The organism is Enterococcus sp. DIV0660C (assembly GCF_017316125.1).
Classification (GTDB): Bacteria; Bacillota; Bacilli; order Lactobacillales; family Enterococcaceae; genus Enterococcus_B.
Window position 1 is genome coordinate 1 of sequence record NZ_JAFLWA010000053.1, and the last position, 19,166, is coordinate 19,166.

General features: G+C 36.7%; 17 protein-coding genes, 1 tRNA gene and 2 pseudogenes. 15 read left to right on the plus strand and 5 right to left on the minus strand.

Features of this window, described 5'->3' with window-relative positions; translation table 11 throughout:
- Both DOK81_RS11850 and DOK81_RS11855 read left to right on the plus strand, forming a co-directional pair.
- A pseudogene (locus tag DOK81_RS11850) lies at positions 1–620 on the plus strand (glycosyltransferase); the annotation flags it as partial.
- Positions 621–2,165: a glycosyltransferase family 39 protein gene (locus tag DOK81_RS11855; protein ID WP_206911124.1), complete on the plus strand. Its 1,545-nt coding sequence runs from the start codon at positions 621–623 to the stop codon at positions 2,163–2,165.
- Positions 2,166–2,228: 63 nt separating this feature from the next.
- Here the strand turns inward: DOK81_RS11855 and DOK81_RS11860 are convergent, their stop codons facing one another.
- Positions 2,229–3,629 (minus strand): potassium transporter TrkG, encoded by a 1,401-nt coding sequence (locus tag DOK81_RS11860; protein WP_206911126.1) that lies wholly within the window; start codon positions 3,627–3,629, stop codon positions 2,229–2,231.
- 195 nt (positions 3,630–3,824) lie between these two features.
- On the opposite strand from DOK81_RS11860, the gene DOK81_RS11865 reads away from it, so the two are divergent.
- The 4 genes from DOK81_RS11865 to lepB all read left to right on the plus strand — a co-directional run bounded on the left by DOK81_RS11865 (position 3,825) and on the right by lepB (position 6,661).
- The gene (locus tag DOK81_RS11865) at positions 3,825–4,511 is read left to right on the plus strand and encodes an epoxyqueuosine reductase QueH (protein ID WP_206911146.1); all 687 of its coding nucleotides are present in this window, start codon (positions 3,825–3,827) and stop codon (positions 4,509–4,511) included.
- A 95-nt stretch (positions 4,512–4,606) separates the two neighbouring features.
- A complete protein-coding gene (locus DOK81_RS12460) occupies positions 4,607–5,068 on the plus strand; it encodes a hypothetical protein (RefSeq protein ID WP_206911128.1) in 462 nt (153 codons plus the stop codon).
- Positions 5,065–5,841 (plus strand): DUF6681 family protein, encoded by a 777-nt coding sequence (locus DOK81_RS11875; protein ID WP_206911130.1) that lies wholly within the window; start codon positions 5,065–5,067, stop codon positions 5,839–5,841. Before DOK81_RS12460 ends, DOK81_RS11875 begins: the two co-directional genes overlap by 4 nt.
- A gap of 247 nt (positions 5,842–6,088) precedes the next feature.
- On the plus strand, positions 6,089–6,661 hold the full coding sequence (gene lepB, locus DOK81_RS11880; RefSeq protein ID WP_206911133.1) for a signal peptidase I: 573 nt from the start codon (positions 6,089–6,091) through the stop codon (positions 6,659–6,661).
- 216 nt (positions 6,662–6,877) lie between these two features.
- Here the strand turns inward: lepB and DOK81_RS11885 are convergent, their stop codons facing one another.
- Positions 6,878–7,477 (minus strand): methyltransferase domain-containing protein, encoded by a 600-nt coding sequence (locus DOK81_RS11885; protein ID WP_206911136.1) that lies wholly within the window; start codon positions 7,475–7,477, stop codon positions 6,878–6,880.
- Between the two features lie 247 nt (positions 7,478–7,724).
- Between DOK81_RS11885 and DOK81_RS11890 the strand changes: the two genes are divergently transcribed.
- The 8 genes from DOK81_RS11890 (at position 7,725) to DOK81_RS11925 (ending at position 17,686) form a co-directional block, all read left to right on the plus strand.
- Entirely contained in the window at positions 7,725–8,315 is a 591-nt protein-coding gene (locus tag DOK81_RS11890) for a thymidine kinase (RefSeq protein ID WP_206911138.1), read from the plus strand.
- A gap of 2 nt (positions 8,316–8,317) precedes the next feature.
- Entirely contained in the window at positions 8,318–9,391 is a 1,074-nt protein-coding gene (prfA, locus tag DOK81_RS11895; protein ID WP_206897569.1) for a peptide chain release factor 1, read from the plus strand.
- On the plus strand, positions 9,384–10,220 hold the full coding sequence (gene prmC / locus DOK81_RS11900; RefSeq protein WP_206911140.1) for a peptide chain release factor N(5)-glutamine methyltransferase: 837 nt from the start codon (positions 9,384–9,386) through the stop codon (positions 10,218–10,220). The genes prfA and prmC overlap by 8 nt, the downstream gene beginning before the upstream one ends.
- 196 nt (positions 10,221–10,416) lie before the next feature.
- The gene (locus tag DOK81_RS11905) at positions 10,417–11,439 is read left to right on the plus strand and encodes an L-threonylcarbamoyladenylate synthase (RefSeq protein WP_206911142.1); all 1,023 of its coding nucleotides are present in this window, start codon (positions 10,417–10,419) and stop codon (positions 11,437–11,439) included.
- Between the two features lie 70 nt (positions 11,440–11,509).
- A complete protein-coding gene (gene glyA / locus DOK81_RS11910) occupies positions 11,510–12,754 on the plus strand; it encodes a serine hydroxymethyltransferase (RefSeq protein WP_206911143.1) in 1,245 nt (414 codons plus the stop codon).
- A 364-nt stretch (positions 12,755–13,118) separates the two neighbouring features.
- On the plus strand, positions 13,119–13,748 hold the full coding sequence (gene upp / locus DOK81_RS11915) for a uracil phosphoribosyltransferase (RefSeq protein WP_067482804.1): 630 nt from the start codon (positions 13,119–13,121) through the stop codon (positions 13,746–13,748).
- A gap of 232 nt (positions 13,749–13,980) precedes the next feature.
- Entirely contained in the window at positions 13,981–16,140 is a 2,160-nt protein-coding gene (locus tag DOK81_RS11920) for an Ig-like domain-containing protein (protein WP_206911144.1), read from the plus strand.
- Positions 16,141–16,207: 67 nt separating this feature from the next.
- Positions 16,208–17,686: a pectate lyase-like adhesive domain-containing protein gene (locus tag DOK81_RS11925; RefSeq protein WP_206911145.1), complete on the plus strand. Its 1,479-nt coding sequence runs from the start codon at positions 16,208–16,210 to the stop codon at positions 17,684–17,686.
- 95 nt (positions 17,687–17,781) lie between these two features.
- Here DOK81_RS11925 and DOK81_RS11930 read toward each other — a convergent pair whose 3' ends face one another.
- Positions 17,782–18,063 carry a DUF1905 domain-containing protein gene (locus DOK81_RS11930; RefSeq protein ID WP_206911147.1) on the minus strand — a complete coding sequence of 94 codons (282 nt, stop codon included), beginning with the start codon at positions 18,061–18,063 and terminating at the stop codon, positions 17,782–17,784.
- Positions 18,064–18,271: 208 nt separating this feature from the next.
- Positions 18,272–18,344 (minus strand) — tRNA-Thr (locus tag DOK81_RS11935).
- Positions 18,345–18,467: 123 nt separating this feature from the next.
- Between DOK81_RS11935 and DOK81_RS11940 the strand changes: the two genes are divergently transcribed.
- Positions 18,468–18,704, plus strand: coding sequence for a hypothetical protein (locus DOK81_RS11940; protein ID WP_067482796.1), 237 nt, complete (start codon positions 18,468–18,470; stop codon positions 18,702–18,704).
- 120 nt (positions 18,705–18,824) lie between these two features.
- Here the strand turns inward: DOK81_RS11940 and DOK81_RS11945 are convergent.
- Positions 18,825–19,166, minus strand: a pseudogene (locus DOK81_RS11945) (glycosyltransferase); the annotation flags it as partial.

The window sequence follows — 19,166 nt, forward strand, 5'->3', positions numbered from 1 at the left end:
CCTCTGATGTTGACTGCATCGGAACAAGACGTTCTACTCGAGAAGGTGAACCCGTGATCCGGAGCTTTTTTGCCAAAAAATTCTATCAATTGATCAACCGAATCAGCGATACTGAAATGGTGGATGGTGCACGGGATTTTCGTTTGATGACGCGTCAAATGGTCAATGCTGTTTTAGAATTAACGGAATACAACCGTTTTTCTAAGGGGCTATTTAGCTGGGTTGGTTTTAAAACAGAATATATTTCTTATGAAAATCGTGAACGTGTAGCTGGAGAAACTTCGTGGTCCTTTTGGAACTTATTTAATTATTCGATTGATGGCATCATCAATTTTTCTGATACACCACTTACAATCGCTTCTGTTATAGGTGCGCTGTCTTGTGTGGGATCGATTCTTGCTCTTGTTTTTATCGTTTTACGTGCTCTTTTGTTCGGTGACCCCACATCTGGCTGGCCTTCCATTGTATCTATTACCTTATTTATTGGTGGAGTCCAGTTGTTGTGTCTTGGTATTATTGGCAAATACATTGGTCGGATATTTTTGGAAACGAAAAAACGTCCGATTTATATTTGCAAAGAAACCAATTTGAAACAAGAACACGAAGAAAGGGATGAATAAATGGAGAGAAGCAAGCGATATATTCAGCAATTTTTTATTTTACTTGCTAGTTTATCAATGATTTGGGCAATTACTACGAGTATTATTTCTCCACGAATCGGAGCAATTTTTTCTTTATTCCGTGATACGTATTCCTATAAAATAACTATTGTCGTAAATATTATCTGTCTGTTTTTTTCTTTTGCCCTTTATTTAGGTGTTTTTTTCCTGCTGAAAAAGTTAAAAGGTAAGGATTTGAATAATAAAATCACGTATGTCGTTTTACTTTTTGAACTACTAATTTATTTTATAGCAGTTTTATTATTTGTTAAGTATATTGGTTTTTCTAATCCTGTAGACGACACGGCGATCACTCTAAGAAACTTACAGGATCTTCAAGCAGGAAAAGAATGGGGATACAATTATATGTATTCAAACCCACAGAACTTACTATTAATGTATCTATTCTGGGGAATACAGCAATTATTTGGAACAAGTTATCAGGCTATTATAGTAGTATTCACGATCATGCATTTATTGACTATTTTTTTCTTGTTTTTATCGCTGAAGAATTTAAAAATAAGTAATCTCTCATCGCTGATTGCTGTACAGGTAATGATTTTTGCTATTCAAATTGCCTTTCATGTACCTGTTGCTTATACAGATATTCTTTCATTATTTTTTACTGCACTTACTTTTTATTTCATGACAAACTATTTAGCTGTGTCACATGAAAAGACGGGAATAAAATTTCTATTTCTATCACTGGCTTTGATAGCCTGTACAATTGGTTTTATCAGTAAAGGAACTGTTTTGATTTTGGTCATTGCTATTGCTCTGTTTTTAGGAATCGTGAACCAAAAACAATGGAAATTATTGTGCTTACTCCCATTCATTTTCCTATTTTTGGGGAATCTTGGTTGGAAACAAGTAATCAACAGCCAAGAGTTGTTTCCTGACACTAATTATGGTCAGCCAAATACACACTATTTAATGATGGGATTGAATAATACACCAATCCCAGATAATTTGCCTGAAGATCAACGTTATCGTTGGATGGTAGGTGCATATTCTTCATCTGATCAGGAATTTACTTGGTCAATGTTTCTAAAAGAAAAACTTCCTAAGAAAGAAGTAGAAGAAAAGAATCTTCAAGTGGTCAAGGAACGTCTAAGTAATTTATCTATGGTCCAGATTTTACAAGTGTTAAATAATAAAGTGTCTGTTAGTTGGAGCTCTGGAGATTTAAAGTCCTCCTTTGAAGTTTTTTTAGGAACGGGTAGAGATGAGTCAAAGATGCGTCTGTTCAAAAGCAAATCCACAGGACTAGCTTTGTATTCTGTAATGATGACGATCCAATACATTGTTTATCTAGGAATTATCTTGACTGGAATCAAATTTTATAAAAAAGAAAACAATTTTATATTATTATGTACAATTTATATCTCAGGTTACTTTGCATTCTTGCTAATCTGGGAGGCAAGTCCAAGATATGCAATGGGCATTTTTGTTCCAGCCATTTTGATGATAGGGTTACTCATAGAAAAGAAACAGCTTACAGAATAAAAGCATTAATAAAAAACCTAACTATCTAATCGATTTGATTACGTAGTTAGGTTTTTATATATATTATCCAATAATAATTTTTTCTGATGGATATTCATAACCTAAATCTCGTGTTTCTTTTGGTACGAACAACATCAATGTGTAAAGCATACCAATTCGTCCGATAAACATCAGCCCGGCAATTGTGATTTTCCCAATGACAGAAAGATCAGGGGTGATACCTAATGAAAGACCAGTTGTCCCAAAAGCAGAGGTGACCTCTACGATAATTGCAATTAGAGATTGCTCTTCTGTTGCCGATAAAAACAAGATACAGAAGAAACACATGCCAAGGGATAGCATAAATACCACAACGGATTTACGAACATCATCATCATCGATTCTTCGCCCAAAAATATTGATGTTATCTTCACTTTTCAAGAAAGAGTAAAGATAAAGACCAATGATTGCAACGGTTGTTGTTCGAATACCGCCACCGACAGAGCTTGGACTACATCCGATAAACATCAGTAACGAAAAAACAATTAATGTGGTGATTTGAAAATTACCTAAATCATGGATTTGAAGTCCAGCATTCCGTGTAGTCATTGAATAGAACATGGAATTAATCCATTGGACACCTTGACTGGAAGAATGGAAGAGGTGATCTTTTTCCAATAAATAAATCAACAATGTCCCACTGACAAATAAAATGATAAAAGCCAAAACGGCTAATTTAGTAAATAAAGAGAAACGAAAAGGCAAACGTTCTTTTCGTTTTCGATACAAAAACCATTCACGAACTTCCATTAAAACTGGAAAACCAATCCCACCAATGAAAATCAAAAACATGATAGCAATCAAAAACAGATAGTCATGAGCAAAAGGTTTAATGGAATCACCAGTCACGTCAAAGCCAGAATTGGTCACGGCTGATATCGCTTGATAAAAACCATAGAAGATAGCATCGCGCCAGCGTTCAAAGTACCCTTGATAGTAGAAATAAATTGAAAATAATGTACCAAAAATCACTTGAAACCAAATCAGAATAGAAAAGGTTGTCCGAATCAAGCGCACGATTCCCGAAAGTCGTGGCTGGTTCATATCGGTCATAATCAGTTGTCGTTGACGTAACGTAATGCGCTTTTTGGATAAAATAATGAAAGCAGTTGAGATCATCATGATACCTAACCCACCGATTTGAAACAGAACTTCCAATAAAATAATGCCAGAATCATTAAATACCGAATTGATATCAAAAGTAGAAAGACCAGTCACGCTAACCGTGCTGATTGCCATAAACAGCATATCGACAAAGGGCACGTGGCTACCTTTTTCTCGAAAAACAGGTAAGTAAAACAACCCTAATGAAAGGATAGTCATCAAAATATAATAAGACACAATAATTTGAATCGAAGTAAAGTGATTCGTAATAAATCGTTGGGTGTGCCGTTGCGTTTTACGCAAAAAAAGCTCAATTTTCAAAAAAAGCAAGCCTCCTTCTTTGAGTTGTTGCTAACAGTATAACAGGTGCAAATGCAAAAGCTCAAAAAAATCGCTAAAATAAGTGTGAGATTCGTCTTTTTGTTTATGAAAAAATAGCATATAATGAAGCAACATTTTAAAAAGAGGTGAACTGGCGTGACGGAAGTAGTTGATGCCACAGGAATAATTGAAAAAATGAAGAATCAAAAAATAAATTATGATTCTGTTCTAAAAAAAATGATTAAACAATGGGAGTTGGCACAAAAAAAGCCAACCATTCTAATCCATACTTGTTGTGCGCCTTGTAGCACCCATACCTTGGAATTTATGTCAGAGCATGCGGAAGTCACTTTATTCTTTTCAAACTCGAATATTCATCCTAAAAGTGAATACTTACGTCGACTAGCAGAACAACAACGGTTTGTTGATGAGTTCAATCAAAAAAACAACCATCAAGTAAAGTTAATTGTCGATGAGTATCGCCCTAGTGTCTTTAACAAAATGGTTTTGGAAAATCAGTTAGAAAATGAAAAAGAAGGTGGCGCACGTTGTACAGCTTGCTTCAACATGCGTTTGGATCTAGTGGCACAAAAAGCACAAGAATTAGGTTATGATTATTTTGGTAGTGCCCTAACGATCTCACCAAAAAAAAATGCGGCATTAATCAATCAAATTGGAATGGATGTCCAAAAAATATATGGCACTCATTATTTACCAAGTGACTTTAAGAAGAATAAGGGCTATGAACGTTCGATTCAGATGTGTAAGGAATACGATATCTATCGCCAATGTTATTGTGGCTGTGTATTTTCTGCTAAACAGCAAGGGATTGATTTGAAAAAAGTGAATCGCGAAGCAAAGGAATATTTAGCAAATCAATAAAAACTTCATAAAAACGTAAGAAAAAAATAAAAGAATCATGATAAATATCAAGTATCATAGAAAGATCAGATGATAGTAGAAAAGGAAGAGATATGATGCGAAAAGTAGCACCGATTTTAAAACCAATCGCAGTGTTGACCATCTCAACAATCGTGGCAACTGCAACCGGCGTAGTCAACAGCTCAAGTTATCGGGCTCCTAGCTCAAACTCCACGCCGCCAACTACAGAAGAAACGACACCAACCAGTTCTTCTTTACCAAACACTCAATCAACAGAAACAGGAGTTGAAACAACAGATTCAACAACTTATGAAACACCTACAAGTAGTTCAAAAAATAATTTTGGTGTAGTGGATTCTGGATCGGTGAATAACGATGCGAACAATCAAACACCAACCACGAGTTCATCTGGGACTGAAGATGATTCCACTATGACTAGTGATGTGACTGGAAAGGAGGCAACATCAGAAGCAGAGACAGTAAACTCGCAAGATGCTGCTACAACACAAAAAGCAGGAACACAAATGAGTAATCAGCAAGTAGGTGATAATCAATGACATTTCTATTAGATTTGATCAATGGTGTGCATAAATTTTTAGGTTATCTGGATATTAGTCCAAAATATTTGAATCGTGGATACACGATTTTAAGTGTCATTCCAACGATGTATTTATTGCGAATCATTTTTGGTTTATGGCAAAATCAAAATTATTTACAATTTTTCCTTTATGGGATTGTTTTTTTAGTTTTAGTTTATTTTATCGTTTTAAACGTCTTTTATTACTTCTTTGATAAAAACTCAAAAGCAGATGTCACGCAAGTGTTTGTTAAGTATTTGCCAGATGAAGCCTTCAATATCCAAACGGAAAGTGGCATTCAAACAGGAAATACACTTCAATCAGTTGACACAGAAGAAGTGCCTGTTGACTACAATGAGGATTATCAGTTGCAATTGGCTGAAAATATGACTTACTTGATTGAAAAGGGACAAATCAAAGTCAATGACCTTGGTCGAATGGATGGTTTTTTAGTTGATCGCAATACGTTATATCCATATTATTATGTCAAAAAAGTAAGTGAGCATGAATATGTGTTGAAGATTGGGAAAAACTATTCGGAATTAGTTGAAGTGGGTAAAATCCATACAAAAGCTGGCCAAGAAACAATCAATCCAGTAGGACTTTTTATTGTTGGTGGTGATTTCGTGAAAGATGGTCTGCGCTATCATGAGCCGTATCGTCTAAAATTGATAGCGAAAAAAGAGCAGCCTCAAACAGCTACAGACGAACCAGTCGTTTACAGTCGAAGCCAGCGTCGAAAACATTCATAAAAAAGTGAAACTTGCTAGTAAACATTTCTAAAAGAAAACAGATCGTTTCTTTTGGGAAAAGAGGCAAGTTCTTCTTTTTTATGCCAAAAATTGAAAGACAGAGGTTACTAAAAATGACACTTTTTCTTTTCTTTATTCTGTAAAAAATGTAGAATAAAAGGTAAGCATAATCTTATGTTATCAAGTTTTGTTTTTAAACGAATAAAGAGAATAAAAAACGAATGCAGAAGACAAAAGGAGGGATAGTGTGAAAAATTTTTTGAAAAACTGGGGCGTATTGATTCTCGTTTTAGCAGCTATTTTGCTAGCCAGAATCTTTGTCTTTACACCAGTCACTGTCAATGGACATTCGATGGATCCAACATTAAGTGATGGGCAGCGACTGATTTCATCTAAAATTTCAAAATATGAGCGTTTTGATATTATTACCACGAAAGAACCAGAAGATGAAGAGCGAATGATCGTGAAAAGAATCATTGGGATGCCTGGTGACACGGTGAAAATGGTCAACGATCAGCTGACAATCAATGGGAAAGAATATGATGAATCTTATTTGGATGAGTACAAAGAAAAGTTTGCGAATGACAAATTGCAAAACGAGTATTCCTATAACGAATCATTCCAAATCCAAGCGGAAAATTCAACAAATTTTACTAGTAATTTTGAATACACAGTGCCAAAAGGAAATTATTTGGTTCTAGGCGATAATCGCTTGATTTCAAAAGATAGCCGAATTTTTGGTTTGGTTGATGAGAAATTGGTTCAAGGAAAAGTAGTTTTCCGTTATTGGCCATTGACGGAAATCTCGCTGATTAGTTAAGGTTGTGAAAGAAGTGTCTAGCTACGAAAAGATAGAGAGCAGACACTCAAAATAGCTTTCCATATTTTGAAGTGGATGCAAGTTTTATGGAGGAGTTGTTTTGGAAACACCGAGGAGAAGATTATGGCTTCGAGCGAGCAGCTTAGAAAAAGTAAAGAGCAACTAACGAAAAAACAAAAACCAAGAAACAATCTTTGAAGATTGTTTCTTGGTTTTTTATTTCTGACTAATGGCTAAGAATAGAGAAGCTGATTGCTTCATGAAAAGATTTTTTCCTTCATGGAAAGTTTCTAATTTTATTGGTGTTAGTCCAGCTTCTGCCAATGATTGTTTCAACTCTTCATGCTTAAATCCATTATGGACTTTTGGATGATTGACTGCCTCGTTTTTATTGAAGTCGACAATGAATAACTGACCACCAGGATTTAATAAATCTGCTAGCTTTTTAAGAATCAATTTAGTATCAGGAATATGTAAAAGTACTAAAGATACCAATAGAAGATCTGCTTTTTGGTTAGGGAGATCATTTGTTAAGTCGGCTAACTGAGTATGCACATCGCGTAAGTGACTATGATTTATTTTTTGATTAGTAACAGTTAACATTGCTTCAGAAGCGTCCATGATCCAAGTCTCCTTGAATAAGTTTGCCAAGGGTAAACTAACAAGTCCGGTGCCACCACCGTAGTCAATAAAAACTTTTTGACTTGTTTCTTTGGGAAAATTTTGACGGATTTCTGCACGAATAATTTCCGCGAGCGCCAATCTGTCAGGTGTATCGTAATGATTCGCCATCTGGTTAAAAACATTTTCAGACATAAAACATCTCCTTTGTTCTCATTGATGAGAAACTGATTGTAACATAAATTTTCAGGTCAACTGAAAAAAATTTATTAGGTTGATCCAAAGAAAAAAACAAGACGAGTCTCCTCTTTGCTTAGGTGAATTTGAGCCAACTAAAAATGGCTTTTCAAACTTATTTCAGTCTGGTTAAAAATTGTCACTGTAAAAAATGATGAAAATCAAGTATAATACCTTAGGAACAAACTGGAAGGTGAACGAATAAATGGCACAACTTTTTTTTAAATATGGCGCAATGAATAGCGGTAAAACAATTGAGATTCTAAAAGTAGCGCATAACTACGAAGAACAAGGAAAAAATGTTGTATTAATGACCAGCGGTGTTGATACACGTGATGGGATTGGCGTTGTTTCAAGCCGAATTGGTTTGAAGCGAGAAGCAACACCAGTTTTTGAAGAAACAGATGTATTTGAATTGATCAGCCAAATGATTGATGAAAAAAGACCTTATTGTGTCTTGATTGATGAAGCGCAATTTTTGAAGAAAAAGCATGTCATTGCGTTCACAAGAATTGTTGACGAACTAAATATTCCAGTTATGGCATTTGGTTTGAAAAATGATTTTCGAAATGAGTTATTTGAAGGATCAAAATACTTATTGCTTTATGCTGACAAGATTGAAGAAATGAAAACAATCTGTTGGTTCTGTCACAAAAAAGCAATCATGAATTTACATTATATCGACGATCAGCCTGTCTATGAAGGAGATCAAGTCCAAATTGGTGGAAATGAAGCATACTATCCAGTATGTAGACATCATTATTTTCATCCACCAGTTATCAAAGAAGGAGAATAAGCATGTACGATCAATTACAATCAATTGAAGACCGTTATGAAGAACTGGGTGAGTTACTGAGTGATCCAGAAGTCATTACGGATACAAAACGCTTTATGGAATTATCAAAAGAAGAAGCAAATACGCGTGAAACAGTTGAAGTTTATCGTCGTTATAAAGAAGTTGTTCAAGGAATTTCTGATACGGAAGAACTTTTAGGTGAAAAGCTCGATGATGAAATGGCCGAAATGGCAAAAGAAGAGTTAGCGGATCTAAAAAAAGAAAAAGAGGTTTTGGAAGATCGCATCAAAATCTTACTTTTACCGAAAGATCCCAATGATGATAAGAATATTATTATGGAAATCCGTGGCGCTGCTGGCGGAGACGAAGCAGCCTTATTCGCAGGGGATTTATTCAATATGTATCAAAAATATGCAGAAGCACAGGGTTGGAAAACTGAAGTGATGGAAGCAAATATCACTGGTATTGGCGGATATAAAGAAGTGATTATGATGATTACTGGTGAAAATGTGTATTCAAAATTAAAATATGAAAGTGGCGCACATCGTGTACAACGTGTACCATCAACTGAATCACAAGGGCGTATCCATACATCAACTGCTACAGTTGTTGTTATGCCAGAAGCAGAAGAAGTTGAAATCGATATTGAAGACAAAGATATTCGTACAGATATTTATCATGCATCTGGTGCTGGTGGACAGCACGTCAATAAAACGGCATCTGCTGTTCGCTTGACTCACTTACCAACAGGAATCGTGGTAGCTATGCAAGATGAGCGGTCACAATTGAAGAACCGCGAGAAAGCAATGAAGATTTTACGTGCACGTGTGTATGATAAAATCCAACAAGAAGCACAAAGCGAATATGATGCAACCAGAAAATCAGCGGTTGGTACAGGTGATCGTTCAGAGCGTATCCGTACGTATAACTTTCCACAAAACCGAGTAACCGATCACCGAATCGGATTAACGATTCAAAAATTAGATCAAATTTTAGCTGGAAAATTAGATGAAATCGTAGACGCCTTGATTATGTATGATCAAACTTCTAAACTGGAAGCTATGCAAAATGGATAAGAAGACATATCGAGAAGCCTTGTTAGGGGCTTCTTCTTTTTTAGAGGCACAAGGGAAAGAAGGCTACAGTATCCAATTCTTGTTTCTAGAAAGAAAAAAATGGAAAAAATTAGATTGGCTATTGCACATGAATGAGGAGATTTCAGCAGCCGACCAATGCTTGATTCAAGCAGATCTGAAATTACTAATGGAAAATCATCCTCCTCAATACTTATTGGGCTATGCAGATTTTTATGGACATCGACTAAAAGTAACGGAGGCAACACTTATTCCACGTCCAGAAACAGAAGAACTGGTGGACTGGTGCTTGTCAGAAGTAGCGAATTCTGAACCAGCGGTTATTGATATTGGAACGGGAACAGGTGCAATTGCCATTAGTTTAAAAGCTGAAAGACCCGAATGGCAAGTTTCGGCAGTAGATTTATCTGCGTCTGCTCTTGCTGTCGCGAAAGAAAATGCTGAAAAAGAACAAACAGAAATCGACTTTTTTCTAGGGGATACATTGGAACCAGTTCTAGGCCAACGTTTCGATGTGATTGTTTCTAACCCACCGTATATCAGTCACACAGAATGGCATTTGATGGACGAGAGCGTTCGGACGTTTGAACCGAAAATGGCGTTGTTTGCAGAGGATGATGGTTTAGCAATTTATCGAAAAATCGCAAAAGAAGCACCCGCTGTTTTGACTAAAGAAGGAAAAATTTTTCTTGAAATCGGTTTTCGTCAAGGAAAGGCGGTTCAAAAAATCTTTCAAGAGGCATTTCCATATAAAACAGTTATAGTAAAAAAAGATCTGTCGGGAAACGAACGAATGATCCAAGTTTATTAACAGGTCTGTGGATGAAAAAATTTTTTAATGTTTTTTTATGATAAAAGAACACTGATATAACAGTTAAAAAAGCGATTTTAACACTTATCAACATACTTATCCACTATTGACAAATAACTTATCAACAACATGGGGATAACCTGAGGATAAATCGTAAAAAATCAAGGATTTTCAAAAAAAGGGATGTGGATAGACTGTGGAAACAAAACGATATAATGAATCAGAACTGAAAGAAGCGGCCCAAGCATTACGTGACGGATCACTGGTAGCTTTTCCAACAGAAACGGTCTACGGATTAGGTGCTAATGCACTTTTAGCCGATTCGGTTGCGAAGGTATTTGCGGTCAAAGGACGACCGCAAGATAATCCGTTGATCATCCATGTTGCTTCGTTTGACCAAGTAAAAGAATATGTGGATAACTTTCATCCAGCAACGGCTAAAATTGTTGAAAATTTCTGGCCCGGACCCTTGACGTTGATTTTTGAAATCAAAAAGGACAAGTTACCAAGTGTCGTAACTGGTGGCTTATCCACAGCTGCTTTTCGGATGCCAGATAACAAAAAAACACTTGAGGTTATTCGCCAAGCAGGTGTCCCTCTAGTTGGTCCTAGTGCAAACACGTCAGGTAAGCCAAGTCCGACGACAGCAGATCATGTGTACCACGATCTACATGGAAAAATCACTGGGATCATTGAAGACGGAGCAACTCGAATTGGCGTAGAATCAACCGTGATCGATTTAAGTAACCCGGATGCAGCACCAATGATTTTACGACCAGGCGCGGTGACAAAAGAACAGTTGGAAGAAGTTGTAGGAGAAGTTTCTGTGGATCAACATCTAGTGAAAGAATCTGAGACACCAAAATCACCAGGAATGAAATACAAACATTATTCACCTGACACAAAAGTTTTGATGGTTCATACGCAAGATTGGGCAGATGCTATCAATTGGGCAAAAACTAAAGGGCTCAGAGTGGGTGTGATTGCTGGTCCCAAAGTTGCAGAAGAGACACGATTTGATACGGCAGCTGTGTACATGTTTCATGATGATTCTGTTGAGGCTGCGGCAAAAGGTTTGTTTGCGGGTCTACGTGGTTTAGATGAACCAATGCTTGGATTGGACTTGATTTTTGTTCAAGTTTTCCCTAACGAAGGGCTAGGTGTCGCTTACATGAATCGTTTGAAAAAAGCGGCGGCTCAAAATTATTTTGAAAATTAGTTTAATACTTTTTACGATGAATTTTTAGTATGATACAATGCAGTATACTAGTTAAAAGGAGCTGTTGTTTGTGGTAGACTACAAAACGTTTGACCCTGATCTATGGAATGCGATTGCACGTGAAAAAGAGCGACAAGAAAATAATTTGGAACTGATTGCTTCTGAGAATGTTGTTTCTGAAGCGGTGATGGCAGCCCAAGGAAGTATTTTAACCAACAAATACGCTGAAGGATATCCTGGACATCGTTACTATGGCGGCTGTGAATTTGTTGATATCGTGGAAAATTTAGCAATTGACCGTGCCAAAGAATTATTTGGTGCCAAATTTGCAAATGTTCAACCACATTCTGGTTCACAAGCAAATACTGCGGCATACCTTGCCTTGGTAGAACCTGGTGATACGATTTTAGGCATGGATCTTTCTGCAGGTGGACATCTAACACATGGATCACCAGTGAATTTCAGTGGGAAAACGTATCATTTTGTGGCTTACGGCGTTGATCCAACAACAGAAGTCATTGACTACAATGTTGTACGAATTTTAGCACGAAAACACCATCCAAAATTAATTGTTGCAGGTGCTAGTGCTTATGGAAGAGAAATTGATTTTGCGAAATTTAGAGAAATTGCTGATGAAGTCGGTGCAAAATTAATGGTTGATATGGCGCATATTGCTGGTTTAGTAGCTGCTGGTATTCATCCGAGTCCAGTACCGTATGCAGACATTACAACAACAACGACACATAAAACACTTCGCGGTCCACGTGGTGGAATGATTTTAACAAACAGTGAAGAACTAGCGAAAAAAATCAATAGTGCTGTCTTCCCAGGGATCCAAGGTGGACCATTGGAGCATGTGATTGCCGGAAAAGCGGCTGCCTTTAAAGAAGCCCTGACACCAGAGTTCAAAGAATATAGCGAACAAGTTGTTGCGAATGCTAAAGCGATGGTTAAAGTGTTCAACCAAGCAACAGGTACGCGTGTTATTTCTGGTGCCACTGACAATCATTTACTGCTGATTGATGTTCGTGAGATGGATCTTAATGGGAAAGAAGCAGAGGCGATTTTAGATAGTGTGAATATCACAGTAAATAAAAACGCCATTCCATTTGAAACATTGAGTCCATTCAAAACGAGTGGTATCCGAATTGGGACACCTGCAATCACTACACGTGGGTTCAAAGAAGAAGATGCAGCTCAAGTAGCTGAACTTGTTGTGAAAGCCTTGCAATCAAAAGGTGACGATGCACAGTTAGACGAAGTGAAACAAGGTGTTCGTGAGTTAACGCAAAAATATCCGCTGTATTCTAAATAAATAGTTTTTTATATGATTAGGTCGTTGTGAATTATAGCGAGAAGTTGTCTTGGAATACTGTTCATTCGAAACAAAAAGGTAGGACAAAATTTTGTCCTACCTTTTTTTGTAGGAAATTTTTTTTAAGTGTTTCTTGACCAAGTGAAAGTTGAGCAATGGATTAGCGTAGAGCAAAACAAGTAACTAATAGAAGAATGAAGATTTTGATAAAATTGGAGTGATTTCTTCGAAAATGTAACTGATTCGTTTGAAACAAATGGCACTACACCATGATTTTCTTCAGGAAAAAGACAACTCGGACTAGCTAAACTGAGAATTTTGTTTTAAAATAAAAAAGAAACGACAGAACAAAGGAGAGCTAAAAATGGGCAAATTTCAAGTGATCGACCATCCATTAATTCAACACAAACTGACTATTATTCGAGACAAAAACTGCGGAACAAAGGTTTTCCGTGAAGTTGTCGATGAAATCGCTATGTTAATGGCGTATGAAGTATCACGTGATATGCCGCTAGAAGATATCGTCATTGAAACACCAATTACAGAATCAACACAAAAAACATTGTCAGGTAAAAAAGTAGCAATTGTACCAATCTTGCGTGCAGGAATTGGAATGGTTGATGGAATCTTAGAATTGATTCCTGCTGCTAAAGTTGGCCATATTGGTTTATATCGTGATGAAGAAACATTAGAACCACACGAATATTTCGTTAAACTACCTGAAGATATCGACGTACGTCAATTATTTGTAGTTGATCCAATGTTAGCAACTGGTGGTTCAGCAATCATGGCTATTGACGCTTTGAAAGCACGTGGCGCATCAAACATTAAATTTGTTTGTCTTGTTGCTGCACCAGAAGGCGTGAAAGCTTTACAAGAAGCACACCCGGATATTGACATCTACACAGCAGCTCTTGATGAAAAACTAAATGAACAAGGCTACATCGTTCCTGGTTTAGGAGATGCTGGTGACCGTTTATTCGGAACAAAATAATGAAAAATGATACGTTCGAATTCGTGAACAAATAAAAGATACCCTTTTCTTCCTCGTATGGAGAAAAGGGTATCTTTTATTATATCTAATGAATGAAGGGAACTTAAAATAACTTATATTAAAAATAAAAAAACTTGTATTTTTATTTTTAACTAAGTTGACGCTAATACTTTTCTGTTGTTATAATATTATTGTAATTATTTTATACATAAAAATAACAGGAGGTATTATTTTGAAAAACACGAAGATTCGTAGTGGTTTGTTAGTAGGTGTATTGGTATCGACATTACTGTTATCTAGTACGGTAAATGCGCAGGTAATACAAGGGAATGAAAAAAAATTCTCAGACGGTGCACTATTGGAAGAAAGAGGTTGGAAAGTCGAAGTCGCCAACTGGCAGGAGCTAAAAGATGCGTTAAGTGATGAGTACGTTTCAGATATCACCTTATCGACTGATTTGACATTAGAGTCAACTGTAGCGATTCAGGGAATAGAAAAACATATTCATGGAAACGGTCATACGATTGATGCAAACTCTCATCAAATATACTTCGATAAAGATTCTTCAATCGGATCGATTGACAATGCGAAGATCGTCAACACAGATATCTATGGCTTGATGTGGAGTGACGATCAAGACGTACAAATTACATATGAAAATATTGTCCATAGCGGAAAGCAAATGATTTACTTACCCAATGGAAAACTGATTATGGCCGGAAAAGTTAGCAGTCATTCGGAGACAGAGGAAGTTTTTCAAGGAAAAGAACTAGAACTAGCGAAGGATGCGGAAGTTTCATTTGAAAATGATTCTACTCTTTTGGCACCAGTATCAATGAGTTATGACCAAGCAAAACTAACAATTGGAACAGGAGCAAGCTTTACGACACATTCTAGCTCAATTGGTATTTATGGTGGCACCAATTTTACATTGACAAATCAAGGGAATTTAGAAGTTACTTCGGATTCACATCAAGCAATTCACTTAGCTTCAAAGAGCAAAATGAATTTTGAAACAGGAAGTAGCACGAAGGCAAAAGGTGGAGACGCGATTGAAGAAGCAGTTGAAGCTACTGCAGGAAGTATCTTTGTACGAACAGGTGCTGATTTTGTCGCAGAAAGTAAAGGGACACAAGGGACGTTGATTGCAGGTGAGGAGATTGTATTTGAAGACGGCGCAAATTTCTCAATTACAAATCATCATAAAAATGGAGTGGTTATGGGTTCTTACCCAACTCCAGCAGCTGTTACTATTGCTTCGTCTACAGGGATCAACACTTGGAATTTGGGAAATAGTGAAGCTAGTCAACCAGATAAAAAGTATCAGAAAACGACGGCTAGTTTTACGTTGTCTGGTTATTTATCAAGTGTGATACAAACGAAAATGCAATCAAGTAATGCAGATTTTGCGGCTACATATGTCACGGGTAAAACAAGCAAAATCCAAGGTGGAAGTTATGTCGGTGAGAAAGTGGATGCTCCTGTTTTCAATGCGGTGACTGACCAAGACAAAGAATTAACGGGAACAGGAACACCTGGAGCAACAGTGAACGCCTATGTAGACGGTACGCTGATTGGTACGGGGACAGTAGATTCAACAGGAAAGTGGACAATCACAGTGAAACCACAAAATGAAGGTACAAAAATTGATGTGAACCAAGTAATCGATGGAAAAGAAAGTGACAAAGTCTCACAAGTAGTTACGCATGAAGAAAAAATCGACGCACCTGTTTTCAATGTTGTGAATGACAAGGATAAACAGTTAACCGGAATTGGGACACCAGGAGCAACAATTAATGCCTATGTAGATGGCGTGTTACTTGGAACAGGCACTGTTGGAGACGACGGTCGTTGGACAATCACGATTGAACCACAAGCAGAAGGCACTAAGATCGACGTGAACCAAGTAATTAATGGCAAGGAAAGTGAGTATGTTTCGCAAATCGTTAGTCATTTAGATCAAACAATCAATTTCTTCAAACTAGGCTACTGGCAAAATTATGGATTGATTTTAGAAGGATCAATCGATAATGGTAGTTTGGACTTAACGAATAAAGATGCTGTGAAGAAGACACTTCATCTAACAGCGGCCGATGGGACAGAGGTAGGAACATTTGCCTGTGCAAACCATGATTGGTACAATAACGGCGTCTTTAATGGGTACCAAGCAATTGTTGAAGATACCGTGCTAGCTGGGCTAGAACCAGGAGAATATAAATTAAGTATCACACTTGAAGTAGGCGACTTTAGCGAAACACAAGACTTAAATGTCGCAAGTGCTGTCCGTGATAACTATGCCCATATTTTTACTGAAATTCCAGAAACAACCGTTGGTAGCCATACGATTGCACCATTAGAAAAAGAGGGTATTGGTTATTTAGTGGTGAAATAAGAGCAAATAACGACTTACAAAATTAACGAAATATTTCGTTAATAAAAAAATTTTGGAGGAAAGAATAATGATAAAAAAAGCAATTTATTTTTCCGGGACAGTATTTGCTTGTTCAATGATGCTAAACGGAAGTATTGGTCTAGCACAAACGATTTCGAATGCAGACACACAAAATAATATCGAAGTATACAAGGGATTAGCCGAAGTTTCTACTCCTGAACAATTAAAGGCTGCTTTGATTGATAGTTCAATTACAGAAATTAGTTTACAAAATGATTTGGACCTAAAAGCAACGATTTTAGCAAATGCTAAAAATAAAACAATTTATGGCAATAATCATAAAATCAATGCAAATCTATTTCAAATAAAAGTTACTACTGAAGATTCCCAGATAGCGTTAAAAGATCTAAAAATTGAAAATACGGATAACTATGGGGTCTTTTGGAGCGATCAACCGAATGTCGTATTGAGCGTGGAGAATGTTGATTTTGAAAATGGGCATCAATTTACTTATTTGCCTTACGGTGAATTACAAGTTGCAGGTAAATTTAACTGTGTTTCCAATTTAGAAGAGGCATTTCAAGGAAATAAACTAACCATTTTACCGGATGCAACGGCAAATATGAGTTCAAGAGTTGGTTATCCGAATCCCGTCACAAATGGGGTTGATATGGTTGGTACAAATCCAACTGTTACAATTGGGAAAAATGCTTCGTTAAGTGTTCAAGGTACACATCATGGAATACACAATAGTTCAAATTTGACATTGGTCAATGAAGGAGCATTAGAAGTTAATGGATTTGGTGGTCCTGCGATTAGCTTTGGCAGTGATAGTTCTGCTTATTTCGCACAAGGAAGTACCTCAAAAATAAACGGTAGTACAGGGATTGTTGGAAGTAACACTGATATTACAGTAAAAGAGGGGGCTACCTTTGAAGCAACTGGTTCAAAAGCACAAGGAACAATTATGAGTAATGGTAAAATCGTTTTTGAAGAAGGAGCTAACTTTAAAATTGCAAATAATAATCTTCAAAGTTTAGGAACAGTGTTTGGCAGTGATGGTGGGAAAGCAACTATCCAACTTAGTTCTAAGGAAGGACTGAAAACTTGGGCACGTGGTCGAGCGCTTCTTCAAACACCGGATAACATTTATGCTGAACCAGTGAAAGCCGAATTTTCACTTACTGGAACTGGAAGTAATGCAGTACAAGAACTTATTTCTTCTTCAAATGAAGACTTTTCAGCGAATTTTATGGCGAACCAAGTAGGGAAAATTATTGGCGGTTCATTCGTTAATGACGATACACCTTGGTTTTTGTGGCCACCTACTGTTCAAAACAAAACGGCTACCAATTTACAAGGAACAGGCTTCAAAGGAGCGACTGTTATTGCGAAAGTAGACAATGTTGAAATTGGAAGAACAACTGTCGACGAAAAGGAACAATGGACCATGGACATTCCTGCGCAGTCAAGCGGTACAATTATTGAAGTTCATCAAGAATACAAAGGTAAGGTCAGCCTAAGTATAACTGTTCATATGGAATAAAAGCAGGCGAATCACAAATCGTTTGGTAATCATTACAAATAAAAAATGGACTCTCGCTGCCAAGAGAGTCCATTTTTTATTTGAGATCGAGAGAGTTAACGAGGGCGAACGAAAACATGTACAGTATCGCCAATCTCTTTTTTGATTTTCTTTCGAATTTCTTTTTTGATGCCAAGGATATAGCAAATGCTACCGTCTTCATTTTTCACGCCCATGTTCACAATACTTCCTTGATAATCTTCACCGTCAAAAGTAGCATGAACTTTTACACGTCCTTGATTAAATTCTTTACGGACATCGTAGGGGAAAATGACATAGGCACCACCTTTACCAACTTCAGAACAATAAATTTTTGATTCAAACTGATAATTTTTCATCATGGATAAACTTCCTTTTACTGTAAAGGGTTTTTGAATATGAAATAAATAAATGATTTTTGCTATAAAAAGGAGCCTAGGACAAGAGAATGTCCAAGACTCATACATTGTTTGGTTAGGGACTGAGTTCTTTATGTCAACTGCTTTTTATTTCTAGAAAAAATTTTTTATTACTTGAAGCTGACCGCTTGGTGCCACAACCTTTTTATGCCAGCTGCAGGGATCGAACCTGTGACCTACGCGTTACGAGTGCGTTGCTCTACCTACTGAGCTAAGCTGGCAAAAGCCAAAGAAATTATAAACCCAAATTTAATTAATGTAAAGTGATATTCATAGATTTTCTCAATTTCATGATTTTTTTCATAAAATGTGCTATAATTGTAATGAAAGGCAGGTTTTATGAAATGGCAACTTTTGGAAAATTTGATACACATGTCGTCCCGTCAGAATTGGGTGAAAAATTTACAATTGACACTCACGTCACTTTTACAGTACATGGAAAGCCACAAACTGGCACGATTTCAAAGCAGCTTAAGAATTCTGCAGTGGTTGAGATTGATGAAACTGCTGAAAATGCCAACCTGATGACCCAAAGCAAAGGTGTAGTTATCATTAACTATAAACAATTACAAAAAATTTAGTTCTGAACCATCTCGTATCAGTGAGATGGTTTTTTTATGTCTTTTTGTAAAACACAAAAGAGACTAAGGGTTATTTTAGCCTTAGTCTCTTAAAAAAAATTTACCTTGATTGACGTATCTTTAGTGAGAATCAACTTGATGAGGTTTCATCTTTTCTGTTTCTCGAACGATATAAATAGGTCGACGTTTGGTTTCATGGAAAATTTTTCCAATATATTTGCCAATAATACCAAGACACAATAACTGGACTCCACCAATAAATAAGGTGATAGAAACCATCGAAGGCCAGCCAGATGTGGGATCACTGAACAAAAGAGCACGAACAATGATGAACAAAATTGCAATCCCAGAACCAATACAAGAAAGTGCACCAATTAATGCAGCTAAGGTTAAAGGAGCGTCAGAAAAATTGATAATACCATCAATCGAATAACTTAACAATTTCCAAAAGGACCACGAAGT

Bases quoted from the DNA above. Each gene is read 5' to 3' on its own strand.
- DOK81_RS11940 (WP_067482796.1), top strand. From the start codon at position 18,468: ATGGCAACTTTTGGAAAATTTGATACACATGTCGTCCCGTCAGAATTG.
- upp (WP_067482804.1), top strand. From the start codon at position 13,119: ATGGGCAAATTTCAAGTGATCGACCATCCATTAATTCAACACAAACTG.
- prmC (WP_206911140.1), top strand. From the start codon at position 9,384: ATGGATAAGAAGACATATCGAGAAGCCTTGTTAGGGGCTTCTTCTTTT.
- prfA (WP_206897569.1), top strand. From the start codon at position 8,318: ATGTACGATCAATTACAATCAATTGAAGACCGTTATGAAGAACTGGGT.
- DOK81_RS11875 (WP_206911130.1), top strand. From the start codon at position 5,065: ATGACATTTCTATTAGATTTGATCAATGGTGTGCATAAATTTTTAGGT.
- DOK81_RS11865 (WP_206911146.1), top strand. From the start codon at position 3,825: ATGAAGAATCAAAAAATAAATTATGATTCTGTTCTAAAAAAAATGATT.
- DOK81_RS11885 (WP_206911136.1), bottom strand. From the start codon at position 7,477: ATGTCTGAAAATGTTTTTAACCAGATGGCGAATCATTACGATACACCT.
- DOK81_RS11925 (WP_206911145.1), top strand. From the start codon at position 16,208: ATGATAAAAAAAGCAATTTATTTTTCCGGGACAGTATTTGCTTGTTCA.
- DOK81_RS11890 (WP_206911138.1), top strand. From the start codon at position 7,725: ATGGCACAACTTTTTTTTAAATATGGCGCAATGAATAGCGGTAAAACA.
- DOK81_RS12460 (WP_206911128.1), top strand. From the start codon at position 4,607: ATGCGAAAAGTAGCACCGATTTTAAAACCAATCGCAGTGTTGACCATC.
- DOK81_RS11930 (WP_206911147.1), bottom strand. From the start codon at position 18,063: ATGAAAAATTATCAGTTTGAATCAAAAATTTATTGTTCTGAAGTTGGT.
- DOK81_RS11855 (WP_206911124.1), top strand. From the start codon at position 621: ATGGAGAGAAGCAAGCGATATATTCAGCAATTTTTTATTTTACTTGCT.